This window comes from Streptomyces sp. NPDC001848, from assembly GCF_042891915.1.
Taxonomy (GTDB): domain Bacteria; phylum Actinomycetota; class Actinomycetes; order Streptomycetales; family Streptomycetaceae; genus Streptomyces.
The window spans coordinates 14688-26145 of sequence record NZ_JBIATP010000026.1 but is presented as its reverse complement, the minus strand read 5'-3'; the positions used below and the strand labels follow the sequence as shown (position 1 = coordinate 26145).

Genomic DNA, 11458 nt, shown 5'->3' with positions numbered 1-11458 from the left:
ACCCCCGGGCACCCGCACAACCGGCACCGCACACCCCCGGGCACCCGCACAACCGGCACCGCACACCCCCCGGCACCCGCACAACCGGCACCGCACACCCCCCGGCACCCGCACAACCGGCACCGCACACCCCCCGGGCACCCGAACACCAGGCGCCCTACATCCGCGCCGGAACCCCCGTGAGCGCCGTGACCACCGGCTCCAACGCCTGATGGATCTCGTCCCCGATCGACCGGAAGAACGGCAGGGGCGCCCCGTACGGGTCGTACACCTCGTCCGCCTCCGCCGTCGGCGCCAGCAGCCACCCGCGTAGAGCCGCCGCAGCCCGCACCAGCGCACGCGCACGCGCCACCACACCGTCCTCCAGCGGCGGCAGGGTGGCCGGGTCTATCGCCCGCACCAGCCGTGTGAACTCCTTCAGCGTGAACGTGCGCAGCCCCGCCGAGTGCCCCATGGAGATCACCTGCGCCCGGTGGTCCCGCGTGGCGGTCAGCACCAGGTCGGCCGTGATGACGTGCTCGTCCAGCAGCTCACGGCCCACGAAGCCGGAGGCGTCCGCGCCGAAGTCCGCCAGGACCGCCTCCGCGTTCGCCTCCATGGGCGCGCCCTCGTGGCCCCAGGTACCGGCACTCTCCACGATCAGCCCGCCGCCCAGCACGCCGAGCCGCTCCTGCACGAAATGGCGGGTCAGCCGCTCGGTGATCGGCGAGCGGCACACGTTGCCGGTGCTGACGTGGAGGATGCGGAAGCTGTCGCGCGGAAGCCCGACGAACGTCGTGGTGATCTCCGCCGCACTTTCCCCGTTGCCTATGCCACGCCCCGCGTCAGGGGCTGTCAATTGGCCACCTCGAGGTCGGGTACGACTTTCCGCAGCTCGTCCGGCGACAGGGCGCCCTCGCGCAGCAGCACGGGCACCTTGCCGGTGACGTCGACGATCGACGACGGCACGTTGCCGGGCGTCGGCCCACCGTCCAGGTAGACGGAGACCGAGTCGCCGAGCATCTCCTGCGCGGCGTCACAGGTCTCCGGCGCCGGGTGGCCGGTGAGGTTGGCGGAGGACACCGCCATCGGGCCGACCTCCGTCAGCAGCTCGATCGCCACCGGGTGCAGCGGCATCCGTACGGCGACGGTGCCCCGGGTGTCCCCGAGGTCCCACTGCAGCGACGGCTGGTGCTTGGTGACGAGCGTGAGGGCGCCCGGCCAGAACGCGTCCACCAGCTCCCACGCCATCTCGGAGAAGTCCGTGACGAGGCCGTGCAGCGTGTTCGGGGAGCCGATGAGGACGGGCGTGGGCATGTTGCGGCCCCGGCCCTTGGCCTGGAGCAGGCCGGCCACGGCCTCCGCGGAGAACGCGTCGGCGCCGATGCCGTACACCGTGTCGGTCGGCAGCACCACGAGTTCGCCCCGGCGGACGGCGGACGCGGCCTCACGCAGACCCGTCGTGCGGTCGGTCGCGTCGTTGGTGTCGTATCGCCGTGCCATTGTCAGCTGGCCTCCTCGTACACGTACTGCTGCGGGAAAAGAGTCGGGGGGATGCTCACGGCAGCGCCTTGCGGGCGGTCGCGAAGCGCGGGCGGTTGTTCAGGTCGGGGTGGTCGGCCGCGTCGGCCCAGCCCCGCTCCTCGGTGAAGATCCACGGCACCTGGCCGCCCTGGGTGTCGGCGTGCTCGATGACGACGACACCGCCGGGGCGCAGCAGCCGGTGCGCGGTGCGCTCGATGCCCCGGATGAGGTCCAGGCCGTCCTCGCCGGAGAACAGGGCCATCTCCGGGTCGTAGTCCCGGGCCTCCGGGGCCACGTACTCCCACTCGGTGAGCGGGATGTAGGGCGGGTTGGAGATCACCAGGTCGACCTGGCCGTTGAGGTCCGGGAAGGCGTCCCGCGCGTCTCCCTGACGCAGGTCGACCCTGGAGCCCGCCACGTTCTTGCGGGTCCACTGCAGGGCGTCCTCGGACAGCTCGACCGCGTGGACGCGCGAGCGCGGCACCTCCTGGGCGAGGGCGAGCGCGATGGCGCCGGAGCCGGTGCACAGGTCCACGATGCACGGCTCGACGACGTCCATGGCCCGTACGGCGTCTATGGCCCACCCGACGACGGACTCGGTCTCCGGGCGCGGCACGAACACCCCGGGTCCGACCTGGAGTTCCAGGTACCGGAAGTAGGCGCGCCCGGTGATGTGCTGGAGCGGCTCGCGCTGCTCCCGGCGCGCGATGACCTCCCAGTAGCGGGCGTCGAAGTCCGAGTCCTTCACGGAGTGCAGCTCGCCCCGCTTGACGCCGTGCACGAACGCGGCGAGCTCCTCCGCGTCGTTGCGCGGCGAGGGCACGCCGGCGTCGGCCAGCCGCTGGGTGGCCTGGGCCACCTCCGCGAGCAGCAGGTTCACGCTGGTCCTCCGGTGCTTGTACGGGCCTGGTGCGGCTGGTACGGAGCCTTACGCGGCGGCGGCGAGCTTGGCGGCCGAGTCGGCGTCGACGCAGGCCTGGATGACCGCGTCGAGGTCGCCGTCCAGGACCTGGTCCAGGTTGTACGCCTTGAAGCCGACGCGGTGGTCCGAGATGCGGTTCTCCGGGAAGTTGTACGTGCGGATCTTCTCGGAGCGGTCGACGGTGCGGACCTGGCTGCGCCGGGCGTCGGCGGCCTCCTTCTCCGCCTCCTCCTGCGCCATGGCGAGCAGCCTGGAACGCAGAATACGCATCGCCTGCTGCTTGTTCTGCAGCTGGCTCTTCTCGTTCTGGCAGGAGGCGACGACACCGGTCGGGATGTGCGTGATGCGCACCGCGGAGTCGGTGGTGTTGACGGACTGGCCGCCGGGCCCGGAGGAACGGTAGACGTCGATCCGGAGGTCGTTCGGGTTGATCTCGACGTCGACCTCCTCGGCCTCCGGGGTGACGAGGACACCGGCCGCGGAGGTGTGGATACGGCCCTGGGACTCGGTCGCGGGCACGCGCTGCACGCGGTGCACCCCGCCCTCGTACTTCAGCCGGGCCCACACGCCCTGGCCGGGCTCGACCTGGCCGCGGGCCTTCACCGCGACCTGGACGTCCTTGTAGCCGCCGAGCTCGGACTCGGTGGAGTCGATGATCTCGGTCTTCCAGCCGACGCGCTCGGCGTAGCGCAGGTACATGCGCAGCAGGTCGCCGGCGAACAGGGCGGACTCGTCGCCGCCCGCGCCCGCCTTGATCTCGAGGATGACGTCCTTGTCGTCGCTGGGGTCGCGCGGGACGAGCAGCAGGCGCAGCTTCTCGGTCAGCTCCTCGCGCTGCTTCTCCAGCTCCTTGACCTCGGCGGCGAAGTCGGGGTCGTCGGCGGCCAGTTCGCGCGCGGTCTCGATGTCGTCGCCGGTCTGCTTCCAGGAGCGGTACGTGGCGACGATCGGGCCCAGCTCCGCGTAGCGCTTGTTCAGCTTGCGCGCGCCCGCCTGGTCGGCGTGGATCGACGGATCCGCGAGCTTCTTCTCCAGGTCGGCGTGCTCACCGACCAGTTCCTCGACCGCCTCGAACATCTCCGGCTCCCTGAAATGCCCCCTGCCCGGCCGGGGCATGGGGACGTGTGTACGACGAACAATGGCTGCACCGCAAAGCGCCGGCCCCGGTGCCCCCGGTGAAGGGGGCACCGGAGACCGGCGCTGTGGGCTCGCTACTTCTTGGCAGCGGCAGCCTTGCCGAAGCGGGCCTCGAAGCGGGCCACACGGCCACCGGTGTCGAGGATCTTCTGCTTGCCCGTGTAGAACGGGTGGCACTCGGAGCAGACCTCGGCCCGGATGGTGCCGGACTCGATGGTGCTACGGGTGGTGAACGACGCGCCGCAGGTGCAGCTGACCTGCGTCTCGACGTACGCGGGGTGGATGTCGCGCTTCAAGGTGTCTCCTAGTTTCCGGGAGGGCGCCGGGTCGCAGCCGCGGGATGCGGGAGCGTGAACCGGAGCCGACGTACCAGTCTGCCAGGACTGGCGCCATCCCCCAAAACCGGGGGTTCCGGTCGTCTATTCCCTCAGGTGGGCGGGTGGATTCGCTCAAGGGGGTGCCGCGTCATTGCCGTGGGCGGGTGCGGGCCGTCAGGGGTTGCTCGCGCAGTTCCCCGCGCCCCTTACGGGGCGGTGACCACTCCCTTGGCCTCGCCCGTTGCCGTTTCCTTCGTCGCCGCCGCCGGGATCGGCCGGTCGTTTCTCAGGGCGTTCCACACGAGCCGGGCCTTGGCCTCGTCCAGCAGCACCCGGTTCGGGTTCGCCGTGTCGTACTGGACCGGCATCGTCACCATGTTCAGGTGGGAGGAGCTGATGCCCTTCAGCCCCTCGGCGAACAACGCCAGGTCCTTGACGGAGGCCAGGTCGGAGTCGGTGGTGACGGACCTGGTCGCGGTGTCGGCGAGGTCGTACAGCTTCTTCGGGCTGGTCAGGACACCGATGTGGTCCACCTGGTTGACCAGGGCCTTGATGAACGCCTGCTGGAGCTGGATGCGCCCGAGGTCGGAGCCGTCGCCCACGCCGTGCCGGGTGCGGACCAGGCCGAGCGCCTGCTGCCCGTCGAGCGTGTGCGTGCCGGCCTTCAGGTCGAGGTGGCTGTTGCCGTCGTGGATGTCCTTGGTGGTGGTCACCTGTACGCCGCCGAGGGTGTCGATCAGTTTTTCGAAGCCGGCGAAGTCGACCTCGATGTAGTGGTCCATGCGGATGCCGGTGATCGACTCGACGGTCTTCACGGCGCAGGCGGCGCCGCCGACGGAGTAGGCCTCGTTGAACATGGAGCCGGGGGCCGGGGCGTGGGCGACGCCCTTGGGGTCGGTGCACGCGGGGCGGTCGACGAGGGTGTCGCGCGGTATGGAGACCACGCCGGCCTGCTTGTGCCCCTTGTACAGGTGCACGATCATCGCCGTGTCCGAGCGGCCGGTGCCGTCGTCGGTGCCGCCGCCCAGCTTCTTGTTGGCACCGGAACGGGTGTCCGAGCCGAGGACCAGGATGTTCTCGGAGCCGTTGTCGACCTTGCCGGGCCGGTCGCTGCCGAGCGCCTGGTTGATGTCGACGCTCTTGATGTTGCCGTTGAGCTTGAAGTACAGGAAACCGGCGCCGGTGCCGCCGAGCAGCAGGATGCCCGCCGCACTCCAGGCGGTCGCCAGGACCGCCCTGCGTCCGGCGCTGCGGGGCTTGCGGCGGCGGCCCTTGCCGCCGCAGTGCGGGACCGGCGTCGTGGCCTCGCCGGCTATACCGGCGTCCGGCGTGCTCTCGGAAGGCATGTGCTCCTCAGTCCTGGCGGCCTCTCATTGCTCCATGGTCGCCCCGTTCGGTCAGACGGAGAAACCGGAGCAAGAGTTGCACAACGCTGAGTGTCCAGGACGTGGCCCGGCAAACACGCACGGTCACTTTCCAGTCGGCAGTACGCCGCTCACCTGCGGTTTCCCGCAGACAGGGGCGTAGCGCCCGTACCGCCCACAACCGCCTACTTGTGGCATAGATCTCGCCGGCACAGGGCGCCGGACGCACAGGGCCGCCCCGTCGGATACGACGGGGCGGCCCTGTGTGCTGTGAACGACCTGCCTCAGTCCCCGTTGCCGGGCGCCGGGGTCGTCTTCTGGATCTGCATCAGGAACTCGACGTTCGACTTGGTCTGCTTCATCTTGTCGAGGAGCAGTTCGATCGCCTGCTGCTGGTCGAGCGCGTGCAGCACCCGACGCAGCTTCCAGACGATGTTGAGCTCCTCGGCGCCGAGCAGGATCTCCTCCTTGCGGGTACCGGACGCGTCCACGTCCACCGCAGGGAAGATGCGCTTGTCGGCGAGCTTCCGGTCGAGCTTGAGCTCCATGTTGCCGGTGCCCTTGAACTCCTCGAAGATCACCTCGTCCATGCGGGACCCGGTGTCCACCAGGGCGGTGGCGAGGATGGTCAGCGAGCCGCCGTCCTCGATGTTGCGGGCCGCACCGAAGAAGCGCTTCGGCGGGTAGAGGGCCGTGGAGTCGACACCACCGGACAGGATGCGGCCGGAGGCGGGCGCTGCGAGGTTGTACGCACGGCCCAGACGCGTGATCGAGTCGAGCAGCACGACGACGTCGTGGCCCAGTTCCACCAGGCGCTTGGCACGCTCGATGGCCAGCTCCGCGACCGTGGTGTGGTCCTCGGCCGGGCGGTCGAAGGTCGAGGAGATGACCTCGCCCTTGACCGACCGCTGCATGTCGGTGACCTCTTCCGGACGCTCGTCGACGAGGACGACCATCAGGTGGCACTCGGGGTTGTTGTGGGTGATCGCGTTGGCGATCGCCTGCATGATCATGGTCTTACCGGTCTTCGGCGGGGCCACGATCAGACCGCGCTGGCCCTTACCGATCGGCGAGACCAGGTCGATGATGCGGGTGGTGAGGACACCGGGGTCCGTCTCCAGACGGAGGCGGTCCTGCGGGTAGAGCGGGGTCAGCTTGTTGAACTCCGGGCGGCCGCGACCGTGTTCGGGCGCCATGCCGTTGACGGAGTCCAGGCGGACCAGCGCGTTGAACTTCTCGCGCCGCTCGCCTTCCTTGGGCTGACGGACCGCACCCGTGATGTGGTCGCCCTTGCGCAGGCCGTTCTTGCGGACCTGGGCGAGGGAGACGTACACGTCGTTCGGGCCGGGCAGGTAGCCGGACGTGCGGATGAACGCGTAGTTGTCGAGGATGTCCAGGATGCCCGCGACGGGGATCAGGACGTCGTCCTCGGCGAGCTGCGGCTCGGCGGCGATGTCGTCGCGGCCACGACGGCCCCGGCGGTCGCGGTAGCGGCCGCGGCGGCCACGGCGGCCGCCCTCGAAGTCGTCGTCGTCCTGCTGGCGGTCCTGGCGGCCGCCACCCTGCTGCTGGCCCTGCTGCTGACGCTGCTGGCCGCCCTGGCCCTGCTGCTGGTCGTCGCCCTTGCCGCGGCGGTCACGGTCGCGGTCACGGCCGCGCTCGCGGCGGTCACGGCGGCGGCCCTCGCCGCCGTCGCCGGCGTCGCCCTGCGGCTGGGCCTGCTGGGGCTGCGCCGGGGTCTCGGCCTTCGGCTCGCTCTGCGCCTCGGCGGCGACCGTCTCGGGGCTGCCGGCCTCGGCGGTGGCGCGGCGCCGGCGGCGCTCGGCCGGGGCGTCGTCACCGGCTCCCTGGCCGGGGATCTCGATCTGCTGCGGGGCCACGGCCTGCTCGGCCGCCTTGCCGGCCTTCTCGGCCTTGGGCTCGGCCGCGGCGGCGTCGTCGCCGGTGCGTGCCTTGGAGGTGGCCCGGCGCTTGGGCTTGGTCTCGGTGGCGGTGTCGGCCTTGGCGGCCGGGGCGCCACCCCCCGCCTGCGCCTCCTTGATGACCTCGATCAGCTGGCTCTTGCGCATGCGCGCCGTGCCCCTGATACCGAGGCCGGATGCGACCTGCTGCAGCTCGGCCAGCACCATGCCCTCGAGGCCGGTACCGCGGCGCCGCCGGGACCCGGCACCGGTGGCAGGCGCGGAGGCGTCCGTGGCGGGCGCGGCAGCGGTGTCCTCGACACGTGCGCCCATCAGATCGGTGGTGTCGCTCACGAAGGGTCCTTCCCTGGAGCGGACGTCGGCCTGTCTGGCTCGGCGACCGGTTGTGCTGTCCGGCTTCGGTCCGGTTTGGGTGGACCGTGCCGGTGCGGTGGTCCGCCAAAGCGGCGGAGGAGATTTCTGGTGATTGGCGCTTCCCGAAGCCGTGACACCCGGTTTTGTGTCACGCGGCTCGGTCACGCCGATTCCGGAGCGTGCTCTGCAATCCGCTCAGTGTTCGCGTACGACGTATGGCTCAGGTACGTGATACGGAACACAGGGCAGCTTGGGAAGCTCCCGGAAGAATGTTGGTCCCGGACGGGGACACGAAGCACCTCGCCATGGCGGGCTCGGGTGCAGACTTGAGGTTAACACTACCGGATCCAACAAACATTCCCCCTCTCAAAATCCGGCAACCGTGTGTCAGGGCGCAAGCGGCAGCACGCTCGCTCCCTGGCTGTCCAGCTCCAGCCGGTTGGCGGCCCAGCCCGCGCCCGCCAGATCGGCCACCTTGTCCGCGCTCGCGCCGTCGGCGAGCGCCAGGACCGTGGGGCCGGCGCCGGAGATCACCGCGGGGATGCCGTCCGCCCGCAGCCGCTCCACCAACGCGGCGCTCTCCGGCATGGCCGGGGCGCGGTACTCCTGGTGGAGACGGTCCTCGGTGGCGGGCAGCAGCAGCTCGGGGCGCCTGGTGAGGGCCTCGACGAGCAGGGCGGCGCGGCCCGCGTTGGTGGCGGCGTCGACGTGCGGCACGGTGCGCGGGAGCAGTCCGCGCGCGGTCTCGGTCAGGACCGGCTTCCCGGGGACGAAAACCACCGGAACGATGGAATCGGCGGGGTCCATGCGGATCGCACGGGCGGCGCCGCGCTCCATCCAGGAGAGGGTGAAGCCGCCGAGGAGGCAGGCCGCGACGTTGTCGGGGTGGCCCTCGATCTCGGTGGCGAGCTCCAGCAGCGCGGTGTCGTCGAGCCGGGTGTCGCCGCCTATGGTCACGGCGCGGGCGGCGACGATGCCGGCGCAGATGGCGGCGGAGGAGGAGCCGAGGCCACGGCCGTGCGGGATGCGGTTGGCGCAGACGATCTCCAGGCCGCGCGGCTGTCCGCCGAGGGCGTCGAAGGCGGCGCGCAGGGACCGTACGAGGAGGTGGCTCTCGTCCCGCGGGAGGGTCTCGCTGCCCTCGCCCGCGATGTCGATGTGCAGCCCGGAGTCGGCCACCCGGACCACCACGTCGTCGTAGAGCCCCAGCGCGAGCCCGAGGGCGTCGAAGCCCGGACCGAGGTTGGCGCTGGTGGCGGGGACGCGCACCCGGACGGCGGCGGCGCGGAACGCTGGACCGGCCATCGCTCGTTGACTCTCCTTGAGCTGCTTGATCGTCGAATGACATTCGATGACGTACCAAGGACCCGAAGGCCGCGAAGGCGGCGTGGCACCACGGCACATGCGGCTGCGGCATATGCGGCGGGCGGGTTCGGTACAGCCTATCGAAGGAAGGTTCTGTGGCGACATAGGGCGCACAGGAGGCGCACGATGCGTGTCGTACTCCCCCTGTGCACCCGCTGTCGGGTGCCCGTAGGGGTTATCCCCCGGAAAGGGCCTGGTTACGCGAGGCCGAGCCGCTCGGCGGCGGTCGCCGCGTCGACCGGGACGGTGACCGGCTGCGGGGCGCCCGCGACGGCCCAGTCGGGGTCCTTGAGGCCGTTGCCGGTGACGGTGCACACGATCCGCTGCCCGGGGTCGACCTTGCCCTGCTCGGTGGCCTTCAGCAGACCGGCGACGGACGCGGCGGACGCGGGCTCCACGAAGACGCCCTCCTGCGCGGCCAACAGCCGGTAGGCGCGCAGAATCTCACGGTCCGTCACCTCATCGATGGTGCCGCCCGATTCGTCCCGCGCCTGGAGGGCGTACTGCCAGGACGCCGGGTTGCCGATGCGGATGGCGGTGGCGATGGTCGAGGGGTCCTTGACGACCTCGCCGCGCACGATCGGGGCGGAGCCGGACGCCTGGAACCCCCACATGCGCGGGGTGCGCTTGGCGAGCCCGTCGGCGGCGTACTCCTTGTAGCCCTTCCAGTAGGCCGTGATGTTGCCCGCGTTGCCGACCGGCAGGACGTGGATGTCGGGGGCGTCGCCGAGCATGTCCACGATCTCGAAGGACGCGGTCTTCTGCCCCTCGATACGCACCGGGTTGACCGAATTGACCAGCGCCACGGGGTAGTTGTCGCTGAGCGCCCGGGCGAGGGTGAGGCAGTCGTCGAAGTTGCCGTCGACCTGGAGGATCTTCGCCCCGTGCACCAGGGCCTGGCCCATCTTGCCGAGCGCGATCTTGCCCCGCGGCACGAGCACGGCCGACACCATGCCGGCGCGCACGGCATAGGCGGCGGCAGAGGCGGACGTGTTGCCGGTGGAGGCACAGATGACCGCCTTCGCCCCCTCTTCCTTGGCCTTGCTGATGGCCATGGTCATACCGCGGTCCTTGAAGGATCCGGTGGGGTTGGCACCCTCCACCTTGAGATGGACGTCACACCCGGTGCGCTCGGAGAGCACCTGCGCGGGCACGAGCGGCGTGCCGCCCTCGCGGAGCGTGACGACCGGCGTGCTGTCGGACACCGGCAGCCGGTCCCGGTACTCCTCGATGATTCCGCGCCACTGGTGGGTCATTGCTGGTTACTCTCCTTCAACCCGCATGATGCTGGCGACACCCCGCACGGTGTCGAGCTTGCGCAGCGCCTCGACGGTCCCGCTGAGCGAGGCGTCGGACGCTCGGTGGGTGACGACGACGAGGGACGCCTCGCCGTCCTTCCCCTGCTGACGAACCGTATCGATCGAGACGTCGTGCTCGGCGAAGACGGTGGCGACCTGGGCGAGAACACCCGGTTTGTCGGCGACGTCGAGGCTGATGTGGTAGCGCGTCACGACGTCACCCATCGGCGACACGGGCAGAGCGGCGTAGGCGGACTCACCGGGCCCGGTGGCCCCGCTCAGCCGGTTGCGGCACACGGCGACGAGATCACCGAGGACGGCGGAGGCGGTCGGCGCACCCCCGGCACCCGGACCGTAGAACATCAGCTGACCAGCGGCGTCGGACTCCACGAACACGGCGTTGTACGCGCCGCGCACGGAGGCGAGCGGGTGGGTCAGCGGAATCATGGCGGGGTGCACGCGCGCGGTGACCGAGCCCCCGTCGGCGGCCCGCTCACAGATGGCGAGCAGCTTGATGGTGCAGCCCATCTCCTTCGCCGAGCGGAAGTCGGCGGCGGTGACCTCGGTCATGCCCTCGCGGTAGACGTCGTCGAGACGCACGCGCGTGTGGAAGGCGATCCCGGCGAGGATGGCGGCCTTGGCGGCCGCGTCGAACCCCTCGACGTCGGCGGTGGGGTCGGCCTCCGCGTAGCCCAGGGCGGTGGCCTCGTCGAGGGCCTCCTGATACCCGGCGCCCGTGGTGTCCATCTTGTCGAGGATGAAGTTGGTGGTCCCGTTGACGATGCCGAGCACCCGGTTGACCTTGTCGCCGGCCAGGGACTCGCGCAGCGGCCGGATCAGCGGAATGGCACCGGCGACGGCGGCCTCGTAGTACAGGTCCTTGCCGTGCTCCTCGGCGGCCGCGTGCAGGGCGGCCCCGTCCTGGGCGAGGAGGGCCTTGTTGGCGGAGACGACCGACGCGCCGTGCTCAAGGGCGGTGGTGATGAGGGACCGGGCGGGCTCGATCCCGCCGATGACCTCCACCACCACGTCGATGTCCCCGCGTTTGACGAGGGCGGTGGCGTCGGTGGTGACGAGGGCCGGGTCGATGCCCTCCCGGACCTTGGAGGGCCGCCGCACGGCCACGCCCGCGAGCTCCACGGGCGCGCCGATCCGGGCGGCGAGGTCGTCGGCGTGCGTCGTCATGATGCGCGCCACCTCTGAGCCGACAACCCCACAGCCCAGCAGCGCCACCTTCAGCGGACGCGTACGCATCATCCGACCTCGTTTCCTCATG

The 11458-nt window shown here is 70.8% G+C and carries 10 protein-coding genes; all 10 read right to left on the bottom strand.

The features are described 5' to 3' along the window. Window positions 1-157: 157 nt before the first annotated feature. Window positions 158-838, bottom strand: coding sequence for a protein-tyrosine-phosphatase (locus tag ACFYZJ_RS36090; RefSeq protein ID WP_388575705.1), 681 nt, complete (start codon window positions 836-838; stop codon window positions 158-160). Next, window positions 835-1482 (bottom strand): L-threonylcarbamoyladenylate synthase, encoded by a 648-nt coding sequence (locus ACFYZJ_RS36085; RefSeq protein WP_388575702.1) that lies wholly within the window; start codon window positions 1480-1482, stop codon window positions 835-837. The genes ACFYZJ_RS36090 and ACFYZJ_RS36085 overlap by 4 nt, the downstream gene beginning before the upstream one ends. Before the next feature lie 55 nt (window positions 1483-1537). Continuing rightward, complete coding sequence (prmC, locus tag ACFYZJ_RS36080; RefSeq protein ID WP_388575699.1) at window positions 1538-2383, bottom strand: peptide chain release factor N(5)-glutamine methyltransferase; 846 nt, start codon at window positions 2381-2383, stop codon at window positions 1538-1540. 48 nt (window positions 2384-2431) lie between these two features. After that, entirely contained in the window at window positions 2432-3502 is a 1071-nt protein-coding gene (gene prfA, locus ACFYZJ_RS36075; protein WP_388575697.1) for a peptide chain release factor 1, read from the bottom strand. A 134-nt stretch (window positions 3503-3636) separates the two neighbouring features. Continuing rightward, complete coding sequence (gene rpmE / locus ACFYZJ_RS36070) at window positions 3637-3858, bottom strand: 50S ribosomal protein L31 (RefSeq protein WP_103838593.1); 222 nt, start codon at window positions 3856-3858, stop codon at window positions 3637-3639. Between the two features lie 227 nt (window positions 3859-4085). Further along, a complete protein-coding gene (locus ACFYZJ_RS36065; protein ID WP_388575695.1) occupies window positions 4086-5225 on the bottom strand; it encodes an LCP family protein in 1140 nt (379 codons plus the stop codon). A gap of 302 nt (window positions 5226-5527) precedes the next feature. Beyond that, window positions 5528-7498, bottom strand: a complete 1971-nt coding sequence (gene rho / locus ACFYZJ_RS36060; RefSeq protein WP_388575692.1) for a transcription termination factor Rho — start codon at window positions 7496-7498, stop codon at window positions 5528-5530. Between the two features lie 408 nt (window positions 7499-7906). Continuing rightward, the gene (gene thrB / locus ACFYZJ_RS36055) at window positions 7907-8824 is read right to left on the bottom strand and encodes a homoserine kinase (RefSeq protein WP_388575689.1); all 918 of its coding nucleotides are present in this window, start codon (window positions 8822-8824) and stop codon (window positions 7907-7909) included. A gap of 257 nt (window positions 8825-9081) precedes the next feature. Further along, window positions 9082-10140: a threonine synthase gene (thrC, locus tag ACFYZJ_RS36050; RefSeq protein ID WP_388575686.1), complete on the bottom strand. Its 1059-nt coding sequence runs from the start codon at window positions 10138-10140 to the stop codon at window positions 9082-9084. Window positions 10141-10146: 6 nt separating this feature from the next. Continuing rightward, complete coding sequence (locus ACFYZJ_RS36045; RefSeq protein WP_388575894.1) at window positions 10147-11436, bottom strand: homoserine dehydrogenase; 1290 nt, start codon at window positions 11434-11436, stop codon at window positions 10147-10149. Window positions 11437-11458: the final 22 nt, after the last annotated feature.

Bases quoted from the DNA above. Each gene is read 5' to 3' on its own strand.
- ACFYZJ_RS36085 (WP_388575702.1), bottom strand. From the start codon at position 1,482: ATGGCACGGCGATACGACACCAACGACGCGACCGACCGCACGACGGGT.
- prfA (WP_388575697.1), bottom strand. From the start codon at position 3,502: ATGTTCGAGGCGGTCGAGGAACTGGTCGGTGAGCACGCCGACCTGGAG.
- ACFYZJ_RS36065 (WP_388575695.1), bottom strand. From the start codon at position 5,225: ATGCCTTCCGAGAGCACGCCGGACGCCGGTATAGCCGGCGAGGCCACG.
- thrB (WP_388575689.1), bottom strand. From the start codon at position 8,824: ATGGCCGGTCCAGCGTTCCGCGCCGCCGCCGTCCGGGTGCGCGTCCCC.
- thrC (WP_388575686.1), bottom strand. From the start codon at position 10,140: ATGACCCACCAGTGGCGCGGAATCATCGAGGAGTACCGGGACCGGCTG.
- ACFYZJ_RS36045 (WP_388575894.1), bottom strand. From the start codon at position 11,436: ATGCGTACGCGTCCGCTGAAGGTGGCGCTGCTGGGCTGTGGGGTTGTC.